The organism is Vibrio sp. 1F279, from assembly GCF_041439815.1.
GTDB lineage: Bacteria > Pseudomonadota > Gammaproteobacteria > Enterobacterales > Vibrionaceae > Vibrio > Vibrio tasmaniensis_A.
In genome coordinates this window covers 1-15,752 of record NZ_JBGOOU010000058.1, presented here as the reverse complement: position 1 = coordinate 15,752, position 15,752 = coordinate 1, and the positions used below count along the sequence as shown (strand labels likewise).

Here is a 15,752-nt window from a genome sequence, read left to right as displayed (position 1 = left end):
ATACCACCATCATCAGTACCTCAATTGAAAACTCATTCTTAATTCGAGACCAAACCCAAGGGCAGATTGACATTATCAATGTCAATCATAAGAACGACATTCAAAACATCTCCACCGATGAACTGAGACAGAACATCATTATTGTATTAAATCACGGCAACCACGATTTAAATCCGAACAACATTGAGAAAATCGTCGAGAACTTTAATGGACGAGACATTCAATTCATGTCAGACGATAATCTTAAAGAGGACATCAAATCGTGCATTGATAAACTAGAGCGAGATAACAGTGCACATAACATTGAATTAAGTGAGCCGCACACGTCTCATCAGGAGAGGGAATTAGACACCCTCAACTATAATGAGAAAAAAGAAACCGACAGCCAATCACTCGACCACTTTGAGCCAAAAGAATATTCACCTCAACAAGAGATGGAATTTAATCACTCAGAGAAAGAGAGTCAGTGGGAAGACAGAAAAATCGACAGAGAGTTAGAGCGATAATAAAAGGGTAGCCAATGGCTACCCTTTTTTTTCGCCTTCAAGATATTCATCGACGCTTTTATCAACCAAAGCGGTGTTGGATTTTCTTTGCTCAATCGAATCCGCTTTATTCTTATAATACCCCTCCCCATCAAAGCTATGCGCCAAATTTAAATTTAGCACGCCTTGTACCTGCCTAACTCTACGATACGTTTCTTCCATCAACTCACGGTTCGACGGCCTTTCATCGTCACTGTCATTCAGTTTAATACGCAATGCCAATGTCAAAAGCTGACGAATCGCATCAGCATCAGTTAAACCCTCTCTCTTTTTAAACTTGCGAAAATCTTGCTCTAGCGGCCCCTTGATTGTGGCTTGTAATACTGTGCTTCTCGCCATTTTTAGATTTTCTCCCACCAAATTTGGTTAATACGATTTAATGTACATTTAAATACGATACCATATTATCACAACCTAACAATCGCTCACAAACAAAGCCAGAAAAGGGCTAAATTGAAATCAAATACAAATACACTCACTTTCAAATCAAATAGCCTGTAAACCTTACCATGCATGGGTTAAATGGATATTAAATACATTTAACATATTTTTAAATACGATTTCAGCGGCTAATTAGTTGAGATTTTGAAAATTTTTTACACTCTACTCCCCCTTCATCATTAAATATAACTTTTTGTTTTTATTGTCTTTATATCCTTAACAGACAGCCATTCGCATTGAAATTAATGCGCCGTGGTGTGTGGTATTGGATTGAGGGGAAACAGGGCCACTTCGTTAAACGCTTGCATAATTTGTGCTTTCTCTAAGGCTTTATATTATTAGGGAAAGTCGCCCATATTAAAAGGGGTTGGGGTGAAAAATGGATCACACTATTAAAAAGTCACAACACCTTTTAGGAATTCAGGGCCATTCGTAAAACGAAATAACAGTAAAATATGACTTTAGAAAGGCGATATTGTATCCGTCATTCCGCCCCCCAATTTAATAATTAAAATAGTGTTATCCAGCGTTCATTTATCAGTAAAAAAAACGACACCATCTTGACCGCGCTCGGCAGTTTTGATCTATTACTGTTATTTGACAGTCTCAAAATATGCCTACTCAGCCTGTTATTAAACGCTTGGCTCATCTTGGTCTCATTGCAGCATTTTTCCATGAAATCGGCCTACCACGAATGATGGACTCGGAGATCACAGCAGAACACTTCACATGTTCTCCGACTTTTTTGAGACCAAGCCGGTCTTCCTGTTTATATGCAAGCGCTCAGTGGTAACACCAATGATGCCAAGGCATTCGCTGAGGTCACTAGCAAGCACATTCATTGTCTAAAAGACGTGCAAAATAGCCGTTACTTTATCGCTGATGCCGCCTTGTACACAGAAAAAACATCTCCTCGTTAGATGAACAAAAGCAAAAGTTCATTACCCGCGTCCCGATGATCATCAAACTCGCAAAGCAATTAAGCGCTATAGGAAATGGCTACTCAGGGTGCTGGATAGACTCTGACTACGGCAAGGTTATTCAGCGCTGGTTGCTAGTCACAATGAGCAAGCTACGAAGCAAGAAGATATCATTTTTACAATAACTTAGAGGAAAATTTAGCAAATAAATCAATATGTTAGATAAAATAAGCAAAAGCCATTCGCTTGCGATGCTAATGCAGAGTTGGCGCTCAAAGAGTTCAGGAAATAATGCCACTTACTGGGATTTGAACAAACCGCGACCATAAAAGTCCCTACTTTCTCGAGTCCTGGTCGCCCAAAGAAAAATGAAAAACCGACAGGGTATCAATACTTCATAGAGGCAGGACCGTTTACCGAGCTAGAAAAAGCCACAACGTATTGAAGCATTGCTAATGATAATGACGTTGAGCCTGCTTGTTTACCCCAGCTTAGAGCACAAAATCAGAGAGCAATTAACACAAACCGAAGAGTTCTTCCCGAGCATGGTAAAGAACAAGCCAACGTCGAAACCGACGGCACGTTGGGTCTTCTTGAAGTTCGAAGGTATAGATATCTTGGAGATAAACGGTCAACGATTTATAACAGAGCTTCAATAGCATCAAACTCGGCTTTCAAAATTGTTAGGTAGACTCTCTGAGGCCGTTTATTCCTGAATTGGATGCGGAAACTCGGATTAACATCTCGAATTAATGATAATTTTCAGGTGCTCAAGCTTGCATCTTCAAGTTGATTAGGTATATGCCAACGCATTATTCAGATCCATGGCTTCGTTGTTTGCCTTTACTTATACGCTTGAAATACTTATTACTAATGATTTTCTGAGGGGGATCAGCTGCAACGATGTGTCCAGAATCAACGACAACAACTTGATCCGTTAGATAAATATTATTTAGATTATGGGTAACTACTAGAACAATTTTATCTTTAGAGATCTCTTTTAGGTGTTGGTGAAAACCTATCTCAGTAGCGAAGTCCAATGAATTCGTTGCTTCATCAAATATCAGTATATCCTGTTCACTATAGAGCGCTCTCGCAATCGCAAGACGTTGCTTTTCGCCACCCGATAAGTTAGCAGCATTCACATGAATATAACTGTTAAAGGTTAGATCATTGTTTAGCATTACTGTGTCGAAATTTGATAGCTTAGACGCACGTTTAAGTCTGATCTCATCAACCTGAGTATACCGCGGCAATAATGTGATGTTTTCCCATAGTGTACCGCTAAAAAAGAAGGGGTCTTGCTCAACAAGAGTTACCCGTTTACTTCCTTGAAGAGTTTTTCCCTCGACTTCTCCCAACATTATTTGGCCATGGTAATTGTAGTATAGGCCAGATATGAGCTTTATAAGTGTACTTTTACCAGAGCCAGAACGCCCAACTATTGAGTAAATATGGTTTCTATAGAAGGTGTGCGATACGTTTTTTAATGCTGGGAACTCTGAGGAATTATAATAAAATGATAGATCAATCAGATCGATCTTATCCCCGTGAATCGTGTTATTTTTTTTAATTATAGTGCATTGATTATAGTCTGGCTGCAATAGACAATTAAGATGTGTCATAGCACTCTTTGCTTTAAGTGTAACTGAATTAATATCACTAATAGAGGCAAAAGAATATGACATAAACAGTAAAACCATCACGAATGCGACTAATTCACCCGATGACATTGAGCCTGTTATAACATTCTTCCCTCCAACCCAAAGGACTAAAATGACACTGGAAAATCCGCCGAATATTATCATTATAGATATAATAGAATCAAAAAAATGCAATTTTTTTGATTCTATATAGACTGTTTTAGCTTTGGATTCGATTTGATTACCCAGTAAGTTCTCCATTTTGTGTATTTTTATAGACTCAATGCCAGACAAAGTTTCAATAATAGCTGAGTTAAACAGCGATGATGCATTTCTTTTTCGGTTGTTAGCTGCCGTAGCATTCTGACTTATCCGAAATATAACCAGAATCAAAACCGGCACAACCACAACAGACAATAAGGTCATATATAAGTTGGTAGAAAGCAAATAAATTAATCCGCACAGTAAGGTGCCAGAGGCTTGAACAAAAATACTAAGAATGAAGTGAAGGTAAAAATTGATAGCGTTAATATCATGGTCGACATTTGCATGCAAACTAGAGGGTGATACTTCATCGAACAATTGTTGTGGCTTGAACATAAGCTGTCGAATAGCGAAGCTCTGAAGTTTGGTACTGAGCATTTCCTTTACATCAAAAACTAGTTTTTTTCTAAGTCCGCTGCTAATTACAAAAGTGACTAATAACAACAAAGTCATGACGACAAAAGAGTTGAGCCGATCTATTGTCACTTCTCTATCAAACAACCGTTCAATCGTATAAGCTATAAAGAACGAACTACCAACAACCATAAAGTTTAATATAATTATCAAAACTATGTGCCAAAATTTTTCGGCGCATAGCGACTTCAACTTCGCATAAACAATATTATCTGGGATAGTTTTTACCATTATATTTAATTATTTTACTAATGATTCTTTAATGACTTTTAACAATTTACCTGTACCACAACACTTATCATTATAGCCTTCAACATGACGGGAATTAATAACACGATCATGTGGGCAACCGCCATTACAAACAGAAAACCACTCACATTCACCCATACGATTATGGGATTCAACCTCTTCTTTTATTGAATCTTTATTATGACGAGATTTTTCTAATAAAGTAGCCAAATCGGATTCCATTAACGAACCGTAGATACTACCAACCTCTCCAACATATTTATCACATGGAGAAACATCTCCATTAGGTTCTATAGTAACAATCTCTTGTGAACAATTACCTGACCAATAGCATGCAGACAATTTTTTTCTTTGCCTGATAATACCTCAATAAAGTTATCGAACATACGAATTTTTATTTTTTGTTGATATGAAGTATACCAAACTTTATATACATCACTCAAAAATTTAATATACTCCTGATAACTAATATAGGCTGTACCAATATCATCTCCTGGTTTAGCACGGTTATCAGGCACAATGTTTAGAAATTCAATATCATTCAATTCAATCGAAGTTAAGTAGCTGAGGAGTTTCTCCGGCTCGATATTGTACAAATCTCGGTCGACTACAATTAGCGCACCGTATGGTATTCCATATAGTTTCAATTGCTTAATTCCATTTACTACTTTATGGCTGGTTGGCCGTCCTCTTACATCGAGACGTCGGCTATCATGTATTTCAGGTACACCATCGAAACTAATACCGACAGACATGCCCATTCCTTTTAAAAAGGTGAACCATTCCCGTGAGATATTAACAGCATTCGACTGCATAGTATTGGTAATAACATGATCTTTACGTTTAAACTGCTCTTGCAACCATATAAGCTTTTTGAAGAACTCAGTCCTTAACAAAGTCACTTCACCACACTTCACCACCATGCCAGACAAACTCAACCCGCGATACATTAGGTATTGATAATATACGTTTCACAATTGTCACTAGTCTCTCAAACTTGATTGTTTGATTTGGTCCTTCAGCCCAAGAATGACAGTAAGTACATCTGAGGTTGCATAAACGTGTTGCCTTAAGAACAACTACTAACTTGTTTGCTCTCAATGGCTTTGCATCAAAGCTCTTATTCATTTGAAAATTAAATAACTCAAGTTCCTCGTCATCTAAAATGTCACTACCTTTGATTTCACCAATCATTTGTGAAGCCAATCTATTATATTGAAAATCAGTCACTTCTAATTGATCAATCGAACTGATTGGCTCATCTACTACCTTAACAGAAATATCTCCAAGCATAATTCCCCCCCTAAACTACTAGCGTTCCTTCAACCATTTTTAGTTGCCTATTTGCCACGCTTGCCGCTTTTTCACTGTGCGTGACCATCACGATGGTGGCGTTACATGCAGTGTTCGCATGCTGCAAAATATCGAGAATATTTTGTCCTGTTTTATCATCTAAATTTCCTGTCGGCTCATCAGCAAGAATGATTTCTGGTTTACAGGCCATGACCCTTGCAATCGCAACACGCTGCTGCTGCCCCCCTGATAATTGACTCGGGTAATGGTCTTTTCGACTTGATAGCTCCATCAGTTCGAGCTCTTTCTCGGCAAGGGCGATACGCTCTTGCTGTGAAATACCACGAAACTTGAGCGGCAACATGACGTTTTCAAGTACCGTCATATCAGGAATGAGGTTGAATGACTGGAAAACATAGCCCAATAGTCCGCGCCTGTAGTTCAATTTCTGTTTTTGAGAGAGCCCACAGACATTGGTGCCATTGAGCTCAAATTGCCCTGAATCAATATTGGAAAACAACCCAATCGCATTGAGCAGGGTTGATTTTCCTGAGCCCGATTTCCCCATAATTGCCACAAACTCGCCTTTGTCGACCTGCATAGAGACATTATTTAATGCCGTTGTTTTTAGCTTTTTGGTATAAAAATGTTTATAGACATTCTCAAGCTTAATCATGTTACTCAATGTATAGCTCCTCTTCGTAATTTTTATCCCAATCTAGAACAATCAACGTTTTACCAAGAAGATCCATGTTGTCTACCAGTAGGACATTACCAATGGTATTTTTGATAGAGATGGGGGTTTTTACGGCCTTAGATTGATTTTTGGAAAGCAAATAGACAAACACATTACTGTTTTCTTTGAAAGTCGCATTCACAGGGACACTGGGTTGCAACGTTTCAGTTGCGTTGGTTAGTTCGATTTCGATGGATTGTCCGACTTTGATATTGCGGGCAACGCTTTCAAGTAAGCGCACTTCAAGGTGCATGCGAAACTGACCTTGTTTTACCTTTGGGAAAATCTTAAGAACATTGAGTTCGACATTACGATTATCGAACGAGGCAAGTACTTGCATCGATTCATTGACGCGATCCAAGTAGAATTCACTGAGCTCGACTTCGATTAAGAAGTTATCAATGATGTCTAATGATCCAAATTCCTCTTTGGGGAGTATCTGTTGCCCTAGCTCAATGTCAAAACCAACCAAATTCCCCGAAATTGGGGCACGAACTACTAAATTTCTTTCACTTTCCTGAAGCTTTAGTAAGAAGTTTTTTAGAAGATCAACGGTCTCATTAAGCTCCGTCAGTTGATGTTGGATATTGTTTTTCTGAGACTGGTAATAGGTCGACAACACCTTTCGCTTGGCGATCCAACGAGAGAGGTCATCTTGCAAATATTGAGCATCCGATTTACTAATGAGATCTTTCGTTAGCAACCGCTCTTTTTGTTCCAGTTCTCGATAAATGACCCTGACGTTGAAGATGGCATCTTCAAGTGACAATTGTGTCGATTTCATCTCGCTAGCAAGGTTGAGACGGGTATTTCTGAGGTTACTAATCTGTTCAGAAACCTGAGCCACCTTCTCTGTAATGTTCAAAGTGTAGTCATAGTTCTCCAACTCAAGGAGTATGTCACCTTGCTGAACATAGGGCTGTTTTTTGTTAATGTAGTACTTTACCCGCCCGCCAATATCAGACGACAATTTAATCGATTTTCTTGGTTTAATTGTCCCCATGGTGGTGATCTTGGTGCGAAAGCCCTCCACGGTGACTAGCTCCAACTCAGAGCTTGAGACCGTTGATATCATTCGATATTGACTAACACCCATGAGCACAATAACAACCAGCAACACAAGGATCGCCAGTGCTATTTTGGTCTTATGGTGATGTTTTGGTTCTCTTGCCGAATCCATAATCATTCCTTCAGGTCAGCAAGAAACTGTTTTCTACTGATAACGAGGCTTAGAGAAATGATAAAGGCGGTCGTTGCAGCCACAACCAATAGTGACATGACGTAATGACTTAGGCCAAATTGCACCCCATCAAGCGCTAGAATTTTTCTACTGATCGCTGCGTATCCCAACAGCACACCAACGCCAGAAGCACCGAGGTAAATGAGTATGTTATTCTTAAACACATACCAAAATATCGATTTTAATCCAGCACCTAGCTGCCTCATGATGATCAAGGAGAACCGGTTTCTCTCAACTTCAACCAGTGAATTCGTCATGGTGTTTAGCAAAAGCAAGACAATATTTAACACGATGACAAACAAAAGATAAATAACGATTGTACTCAAATCTGAATACTCTTCATCTCGGGCATCAAGGCTGGATATAAAGGTAGTATCGTTCAATACCACCTTGGTAGCATCATCATTCACGATAAGATAATTGGCTTTTGTCTCATCTATGATGATCATAATGGGTTCAAAGGATGGCTTGACTTTGCCCAGATAAAAGTTACTCACAACGTCAACAACTTGAATCTCTTTTACACCATCACCAAGATTGGTGTAAAAGGTATGCTCAATCAATTTCTCAGCGCTAATATTGGCGAATAAGTGAGAAAATGCCTCAGTGACGATCACAAATACTCTTTTAGACGTGTCTTTTTCACGTAAGACTGGCACAGCATGGTTTTGTGTCAGTACCGTGAGTCCTAGGATGTCGACAATCTTGGGCCCTGCGTAAAAATATTTGGCCGGTATGATCTTTTCATCCATGGTTTGTTGCGCGGTTGAGACCGAAGCGTAACTCACCGATCTATCAAACGGATACCAACTGGTGACTTCGGAAACCTGACCTTGTTCCGCAATGCGATCCCTTAAATAACGAGCCTTGCTGTCATTACGCCCATTCAATTTAGCATAATGCGTGCGTTTGATATCGTATCCATAATCGACTTGTTTAACAGAGAGCAGCTCGTAGGTCACACTCACAGAGATGAATATGACCATCGTCGTTATAACGATCTGTATCATCATTATAAATTTGGTAAGGTGCACCATATTGAGGTCAGAAAACCTTGAGATGCTTTGGCCTTCTTGTAATGCAATCGCTTGGGAGACCACCAGAGCGATCACGGTGACATAAACGACTACAAAACAAATCAGCATCACGACAGACATGACCCACTGAACTTCGGTACTGAGCACAGATAAGAAGGTAAACGCCTCAGTTAAAAAAAACAAACCCGCATTAAAAATAGAGATCGACAGCACCACCCCACCCAGCAACGCTATTCTTCTTTCCATTAATGCGTTAAGAATAATTTGGTAATAACTTCCACCAATACTTAACATTGTTCTAATTCGCTCAACTTGCGATAACTGTATGGAAATCATTGAGCTCACAAAGCCAACAAAGCCTAATAAAAAGGAGAAACCACAAACGCCATAAATCAGGTATAAGCTGGATTTTGAAAATGTCAGGCCAAGCGCATCAGAAAAGTTCAAATCATAATGTAGCTGTGAGATAGGCCGCTGCGATAATTGTATAAAAGATTCAGGGGTAAAAGGCGCGCCGGGAATTTGTGGCGCATTTTCAAGGATAATCTGGTTTAGATTCAAAGGAGTTTTGTTTTTTAAATCAACAAAGACATCGACATGCGTATCATACCAGTTGTCATATTGAGACTTGATGACAGAATCATAAGTGGGAGAAAAAGCGATGATCATATCTGGTCTGATGGATGAGCGCTTATCTAACTTAATAATGCCTTCTACTTGGTACAGGCCTAGTCCGTTCAGTTTAAGCCTTTTTCCGATCAATGAACGAGGGCTTCGAGTGAGTTTTTTTGCAAAGGGCTCTGACAAGTAAACCCCGTTGCTACTCATTGCGAACTCACCGTCATTGTCAAGTTTTAGCATCTTTCGGGCCGATTCATCCATCGCAAGTACGTCGGCACTTTTCACTTCTTCAGTGCCATAGGAGATAGTGACCAATTCACTTTTAACCCTACCGACGCTTTTAACCTGTGGGTGTTCACGAAGTTTCGAAAGTAAGGCAGCAGGGGCTTTTGAACTCTTTACATGATCGCCATTAGGTAGGTTAAATTGCGTCTCTATCTTAAATACGGTCTCGCTAATTTGGCTATTTATATCATGATCGGACCACATAAAGACCAGCATCACACCAAGTAAAACAGTGCCTAATGAAATAGAAAACATACCCGTTATGGAAGACAATGTCTTTGGGCTAGTAAAAGTTTTCAACATCTAAAATTCCTATTTAAAACGACTTACTGAAAAAATCATAAAATCATAGAAAAGAGTTCGATATTTTTTAATTTCTCATATGACTTACTAAAGTGAACTAAGTATAAATAAGGCTGCCATTGACACTAAACATCGTATATTTTAGAACTAAGGTAATAATGCACGGTAGAACTATGTGCTTAGACAATTTTTACAACAATCAGGTAAAATAAATATATATTCCACCTTGTTTATCACATTGATATAGACTGCCAAAACTACGGCTATCTGACAGTCTACACTAAGAATTCTAGAATGATTTCGACCAGTTCCAAGCTGTAATAGGAGGTGCAATATTAATACTATTTACTTGCTCCTGATCAAATTTTGTAAGTTCTAAGTTCATTTCTGAAAAACTACTCATTAACGCATCTAATCTCTCAGAAATTGATACTTTTTCTTTTTCTACGATAATCATAATAATTATTCCTTATTTTTTTGGAAATATATACAGCGACGAAAAATATCCTTGGGAGTCCTGAAATGGAATTAAATTAAACATAATTTATATTTGGCTTTGTTGCGTAATTCAGTGAAACTAAATCCAGAACCTACGCTCTGCTCAGCTACATTCACTCCCTCTCGTAGCTTTAAGCCTTCACCTCTTTACAAAACAACCAACTAGAAGCAATACAACCAAGCGCTCATTAACCGTGGTTCTCTGACCTTTTGGATTGATGAAGAGGCGGTGTAAAGCAAACAGAATAAGTGCAGTTGGCCTCATCGATTCAGTGATTTAGCCATCACGGCAGCGCTCATCCCTCCAAGAGAAGGCTCAGCTTCTGGGAGCGTGGCCACCCCCGAAATCTCGAAGTTGGTTGCCAGAAGTTGTAGGTTCAAATAAGTCTTGGAAACAGCGGTATGGTTATCACAAACGTTCACTCTCAAAAACAGCGATGTATCGAGTTAAATAGTTGATAGGAGGACGATTGAGCTTAAGAAATTACAATGCACAGGTGGGGAAACTTACGCGATGATAAAAGCGTTGAACAAGCTTACTGGGTTAGGTATGCCTGAAACTTGTCGTCTTGACTAAGAAATACACTAAACGGGACGACTCTGGATCTAAACTGAATTACGCAACAAAGCCTCAAAATACCTAAAAAATGGACAGAAATCATTTAGAGTCGATGGTCTACATAATCCTCAGTTCATTACTTTATGTATTCTGACCCAGCCAATACCACACTACATGTGAAAATCAGTAATGAATAAATACGCAAAAGGCAAGGTTTTAAAACCTTGCCTTTATTTTACTTAAGCTGCATACCAACCATCAGCTAGCACTTCAGCTTGTTCTAACACAAGCTTAATTGCTTCTTCAGCCGCATCAGGTGGGTACTTCCATCTGCGTAGCAATCGACGAACAAGATTTCGCATACGAGCACGGACGCTGTCCCTCTTTTGCCAATCAACCGTAGCTGACTTACGCAATTGATGAGTCAGTTCTATAGCAAGCTTACGTAAGTTGTCATCACCAAGCTCTCTAACCGAGGATTCGTTGTCGACCAAAGCACGATAGAAGGCAATTTCGTCGACAGAAAGGTTGAGCTTATCTAGTAACTCTCCATCTTCTTGCATCTCTTTGGCCCATTGAATCAGCTCTTCAAGGACCTGAGCTGTTTCAATGCTGCGGTTATGGTACTTTTGCAGCGTCGACATAATTCGTTCAGAGTATTTCTTCTCTTGTACGACATCGTTCTTCATCCGAGCTTTAACCTCATCACGAAGCAGCTTTTCTAACAGCTCTACAGCAAGGTTCTTCTCTTTCATGTTCTTCACATCTTCTAAGAACTCTTCCGAGAGAAGACCAATATTGGGTTTATCTAAGCCAACCATTGAGAAAATATCATCGACACCATCAGCGACTACCGCATTGTTTAATATTTGCTTCAATGCTGTATTGCGCTCTTCATCGGTACGCTTTTTATCTACCGTTGAGTGCTTGATGAAAGCCGTCTTGATCGCAGAATAAAAAGCAATTTCGTTCTTATAACCGTGAGTTTCATCCATGGTATTACATAGTGAATATGCCTTAGTAAGCGCTGCCATCACATCTAAGAACCGTCTCTTTCCGTCTCTGACTTCTTTACCGTTAGCATCGGTGTGAGACAAACCTGACAAATGGTTTACCGCTCCCGGTAATAACCGCAATGCGTCTGTTTCAAAGTCAGGACGGTAGTTGAATACCTTTGTATCCACAGGGGTTGCAAACATCCCCCTGATGATATCGACTTTCTCCATCAATACTGAAAACGCTTCTGCGGTATCGACAGTGGGTTGCCCTTTACCTTGGCTGTTGGTATAGGTTTTTAATGCATTTTTAAGCTCATTAGCGATACCAATATAATCGACAACCAAACCACCAGGCTTATCTTTAAATACTCGGTTTACACGAGCAATCGCCTGCATCAGGTTATGCCCTTTCATTGGTTTATCGATATACATGGTATGACAACAAGGCGCATCGAACCCTGTTAACCACATGTCTCGAACGATAACGAGTTGAAGCTCATCGTCAGTATCTTTGTAACGCTTCTCGAATAGTTTTTTTGTTTTCTTATCATGGATGTGAGGCTGCATCTTTTCTTTGTCTGATGCAGAGCCAGTCATCACAATCTTGATTGCACCTTTATCGGTATCTGGGTGATGCCACTCTGGTTTAATAGCAACAATAGCATTGTAGAGGTCGACACAGATCTCTCGGCTCATCGAGACAATCATTGCCTTGCCGGGAAATGTCGACGTTCGAGTGGTGAAGTGCTCAACCAGATCTTTTGCTACTTGTTCAATGCGAGGCTCTGCGCCTACCAACTTTTCTAATGTTGCCCATTCTGATTTTACTTTTTCACGATCTGCCGTTTCTTCATCTTCACCAATCTCGTCTTCAACTTTATCGTTAAGTTGCTCAATTTCATCTTGGTTAATATCAAGCTTAGCGAGGCGAGATTCGTAGTAGATAGGCACAGTGGCACCATCATCTACGGCATCTTGAATATCATAGATAGAGACGTACTCACCAAAAACACCACGCGTGTCTTTGTCATCCATTGCTATAGGTGTCCCTGTAAAGCCTATGAATGAAGCATTAGGCAATGCGTCACGCATATACTTGGAATAACCATAAACGTACTTGTGACCCGTTACAGTGCCGTTTTTGTCCTTCACTTCCACCATCTTTGACTTGTTGCCATACTGGCTGCGGTGCGCCTCATCAGAAACGACAACGATATTACTTCGCTCAGACAGTCTAGGGTGCTCTGTCTCTTCATCTAATAAAGCGAACTTTTGAATCGTCGTGAATATGATACCGCCAGACTGCCGATTTAAAAGCAGCTCACGCAATGCATCTCGGTCGTCCGCTTGTTGAGGTATTTGCTTTAACGTCTCTTGCGCCATCCCAAAGGTGTTATAAAGCTGACCATCAAGATCATTTCTATCCGTCACCACCACGATCGTCGGGTTATTCATTGAGGCTTGCTGTAACAGTTTACTCGCATAGCAAACCATAGAGATGCTTTTACCACTCCCTTGAGTATGCCAAACAACCCCAGCCTTACCACTGCCTTGCTTGATCTTTTCTAGCGCTGGAATTGTGCTCTCTAGGAAGTGACCAGAGGTATTAGCAGCACGAACCGTTGCCTCAACCGCCGCTCTCACAGCGTGGAACTGGTGATAACCTGCTATTTTCTTGATTATTTTGTCGTTATCGGTTTCAAATAGTACAAAGTAACGAATGTAATCAAGTAGTAAATCTTGCTTGAAAAAACCACGAACCATGGTTTCTAATTGAAATTCTAACAGCGGTCTATCGTCTTCTGTGGCAACTGTTTTCCAAGGTAAGAATCGTTCTTTATTTGCAGTTAATGAACCAACACGAGCCGTCCAACCATCGCTGACAATCAAAGCCTCATTGAAAATAAACAAATCTGAAATTTCATCTTTGTAGGTTTGAAGCTGGTTAAAGGCATTCCAAATATCGGCATGTTCATCTGCTGGATTTTTTAACTCGATAACAGAGATGGGTAGTCCGTTAATAAACACCACAACATCAGGACGGCGATTACCTTTTGTACCTGTAATCGTAAACTGATTCACGATAAGGAACTCATTGTTATCTGGCGTCGTAAAATCCATTAACTGAGCGTGAGTATGCTTTGTCTTCGATTCGCCATCTTCAACAGCCGTGTATTCGACAGGCACCCCTTCAATCACAAACTTGTGGAAAGCGCGGTTGTTTTTAATAAGAATGGGCGTATCGGGGGAAGATACCGTGTTAACCACATCATTCAGTGCCTCTATCGGAAGCTCTGGATTGATGATTGTTAACTGATTTAATAGCCTCTGTTTTAATACCACTTGGTGGTAATCGTCACGCTCTGGATCGTCGCCATCAGGTGCGATGTCATAGCCATTTTTATAAAGGTAACCTTGATCGGTAAACCAATTAATACACAGCTGTTCTAGTTGGCCTTCAGTTATTTTCATATAACGCCTTGCTCCTCAAAGCTGGTGCTTTTCAACTGGCGATTAACTTCAAGCAATGCTGATTTAAAGGCTAACTCAAATTTTGTCATGTTATGTATTAGCCATTCGACGATCTCAGGCCAATGCTCGCGATTGTAACCGTCAAACTCTTTACTCACTTTTATTCGACAGGCTTTCTTACTGTCAAGCCTTTGCCAATCAATAGGAGAACCGAATTTTTCTTCTATATCAGCCCGTTGCTTGAATAACTCATCAAAGACAAAATTGTTTTCTTCTGGCGCCTGTCGACTGAGGTACAGTTCGACACGAGCCTCTTTAGTACCAAATATTAAATTGAACCGACAATTTCTTACACCAGAACCAGCACCTAACCACTGGTCTTTACTCGGACTAATATTATCGAACATGCGACAAGAGCTATCAGTCATCCTTTCGAGTAACCGCTCCCAAAACTCATGACGAATTTTGTGACGGTGTTTAATCTCAATGGATGTGCTTTTTTCTTCTGCTTCTTTGGCATTCATACCTATCATCAGCTCTTTAGCCTCAGGGGTCGGTATAATTTGTTCAACATTCAGAAATAGCTCTTGAGCCATGGCATACGGCGTTACCTTGAAGCACTGAACTTGAATATCATGATTCAATAACCACAATGCTGTGCTTGTTACTTCCTTTCTAAAGTTAGCTGCAACTAACATCAAGCGTTGGTTGATACCTGAATTTAAAACGACTTCACTTAGATCTGGAGCATCTAAAAATTCACAAAGTTGAGAGCGAGCATCGCCGCCACCGCAGAAGCGCTCCAAATAGCTTTGGAAAATCTCAACGATCTGCGATTTCGTTAAGTTAGAACAATAAGACGCATATTTGAGTGCTTGCCACATGACATCTCGCCCAGTGTCGTCGAGCTTGTTTTCGATGATCACTAGATTTCCGTCTTTGTCTAATGCCAACAAGTCGAGGCGCTCCCTCGTATCATCAAAGCCATCAAACTCTTTCTGGATGATCAGTAATTCTTCACCTAGAGCATCAGGTTGATTGGCTAACCACTCTTGTAAATGATCACGCTCTCTAAAGCCAAGCTCACTAAAACGCTTGGTTTCAATTCTTGAGATTCGATTGGATTCCGTATCGATTTTAAACACGTCTTATTATCCTTTTCTTAGTTCTCGGTTGGCATTTCTAAGTCGATTTCGCCCGAAAGCAATTTAGGAAGTAGCGTATCTCGTAACGA

General features: G+C 40.0%; 12 protein-coding genes and 2 pseudogenes. 3 read left to right on the top strand and 11 right to left on the bottom strand.

What is annotated here, in order from left to right; translation table 11 throughout:
* Positions 1 to 506 (top strand): hypothetical protein (locus ACED60_RS24160; RefSeq protein WP_371728626.1); only part of this gene is annotated, 506 nt, incomplete at its 5' end.
* An 18-nt stretch (positions 507 to 524) separates the two neighbouring features.
* Here ACED60_RS24160 and ACED60_RS24155 read toward each other — a convergent pair.
* Positions 525 to 884, bottom strand: coding sequence for a hypothetical protein (locus ACED60_RS24155; RefSeq protein ID WP_017083844.1), 360 nt, complete (start codon positions 882 to 884; stop codon positions 525 to 527).
* 715 nt (positions 885 to 1,599) lie between these two features.
* Here ACED60_RS24155 and ACED60_RS24150 point away from each other — a divergent pair.
* Positions 1,600 to 2,565: pseudogene (locus tag ACED60_RS24150) on the top strand (IS1634 family transposase).
* A gap of 153 nt (positions 2,566 to 2,718) precedes the next feature.
* Here ACED60_RS24150 and ACED60_RS24145 read toward each other — a convergent pair.
* The 8 genes from ACED60_RS24145 to darA form a co-directional block, all read right to left on the bottom strand.
* Complete coding sequence (locus ACED60_RS24145; RefSeq protein WP_371728625.1) at positions 2,719 to 4,458, bottom strand: ATP-binding cassette domain-containing protein; 1,740 nt, start codon at positions 4,456 to 4,458, stop codon at positions 2,719 to 2,721.
* Between the two features lie 9 nt (positions 4,459 to 4,467).
* Positions 4,468 to 4,818, bottom strand: coding sequence for an SPASM domain-containing protein (locus ACED60_RS24140; RefSeq protein ID WP_371728624.1), 351 nt, complete (start codon positions 4,816 to 4,818; stop codon positions 4,468 to 4,470).
* Positions 4,767 to 5,408: a hypothetical protein gene (locus ACED60_RS24135; RefSeq protein ID WP_371728623.1), complete on the bottom strand. Its 642-nt coding sequence runs from the start codon at positions 5,406 to 5,408 to the stop codon at positions 4,767 to 4,769. Before ACED60_RS24135 ends, ACED60_RS24140 begins: the two co-directional genes overlap by 52 nt.
* Entirely contained in the window at positions 5,380 to 5,769 is a 390-nt protein-coding gene (locus tag ACED60_RS24130) for a radical SAM protein (RefSeq protein ID WP_371728622.1), read from the bottom strand. The genes ACED60_RS24135 and ACED60_RS24130 overlap by 29 nt, the downstream gene beginning before the upstream one ends.
* A gap of 10 nt (positions 5,770 to 5,779) precedes the next feature.
* Complete coding sequence (locus ACED60_RS24125) at positions 5,780 to 6,445, bottom strand: ABC transporter ATP-binding protein (RefSeq protein WP_102579772.1); 666 nt, start codon at positions 6,443 to 6,445, stop codon at positions 5,780 to 5,782.
* 1 nt (position 6,446) lies between these two features.
* Positions 6,447 to 7,685 carry an efflux RND transporter periplasmic adaptor subunit gene (locus tag ACED60_RS24120; protein WP_102579773.1) on the bottom strand — a complete coding sequence of 413 codons (1,239 nt, stop codon included), beginning with the start codon at positions 7,683 to 7,685 and terminating at the stop codon, positions 6,447 to 6,449.
* Positions 7,686 to 7,687: 2 nt separating this feature from the next.
* Positions 7,688 to 9,991, bottom strand: coding sequence for a darobactin export ABC transporter permease subunit (gene darB / locus ACED60_RS24115; protein ID WP_371728621.1), 2,304 nt, complete (start codon positions 9,989 to 9,991; stop codon positions 7,688 to 7,690).
* A 289-nt stretch (positions 9,992 to 10,280) separates the two neighbouring features.
* Complete coding sequence (gene darA, locus ACED60_RS24110) at positions 10,281 to 10,448, bottom strand: darobactin family peptide antibiotic (protein WP_157939742.1); 168 nt, start codon at positions 10,446 to 10,448, stop codon at positions 10,281 to 10,283.
* Positions 10,449 to 10,784: 336 nt separating this feature from the next.
* Here darA and ACED60_RS24105 point away from each other — a divergent pair.
* Positions 10,785 to 11,066: pseudogene (locus ACED60_RS24105) on the top strand (IS5/IS1182 family transposase); the annotation flags it as partial.
* A 221-nt stretch (positions 11,067 to 11,287) separates the two neighbouring features.
* Here the strand turns inward: ACED60_RS24105 and ACED60_RS24100 are convergent.
* A complete protein-coding gene (locus tag ACED60_RS24100; protein WP_371728620.1) occupies positions 11,288 to 14,518 on the bottom strand; it encodes a type I restriction endonuclease subunit R in 3,231 nt (1,076 codons plus the stop codon).
* On the bottom strand, positions 14,515 to 15,663 hold the full coding sequence (locus tag ACED60_RS24095) for a DUF4268 domain-containing protein (protein ID WP_102458606.1): 1,149 nt from the start codon (positions 15,661 to 15,663) through the stop codon (positions 14,515 to 14,517). The genes ACED60_RS24100 and ACED60_RS24095 overlap by 4 nt, the downstream gene beginning before the upstream one ends.
* Between the last annotated feature and the right edge of the window lie 89 nt (positions 15,664 to 15,752).

Bases quoted from the DNA above. Each gene is read 5' to 3' on its own strand.
- ACED60_RS24130 (WP_371728622.1), bottom strand. From the start codon at position 5,769: ATGCTTGGAGATATTTCTGTTAAGGTAGTAGATGAGCCAATCAGTTCG.
- ACED60_RS24125 (WP_102579772.1), bottom strand. From the start codon at position 6,445: ATGATTAAGCTTGAGAATGTCTATAAACATTTTTATACCAAAAAGCTA.
- ACED60_RS24120 (WP_102579773.1), bottom strand. From the start codon at position 7,685: ATGGATTCGGCAAGAGAACCAAAACATCACCATAAGACCAAAATAGCA.
- darB (WP_371728621.1), bottom strand. From the start codon at position 9,991: ATGTTGAAAACTTTTACTAGCCCAAAGACATTGTCTTCCATAACGGGT.
- darA (WP_157939742.1), bottom strand. From the start codon at position 10,448: ATGATTATCGTAGAAAAAGAAAAAGTATCAATTTCTGAGAGATTAGAT.
- ACED60_RS24100 (WP_371728620.1), bottom strand. From the start codon at position 14,518: ATGAAAATAACTGAAGGCCAACTAGAACAGCTGTGTATTAATTGGTTT.
- ACED60_RS24145 (WP_371728625.1), bottom strand. From the start codon at position 4,458: ATGGTAAAAACTATCCCAGATAATATTGTTTATGCGAAGTTGAAGTCG.
- ACED60_RS24155 (WP_017083844.1), bottom strand. From the start codon at position 884: ATGGCGAGAAGCACAGTATTACAAGCCACAATCAAGGGGCCGCTAGAG.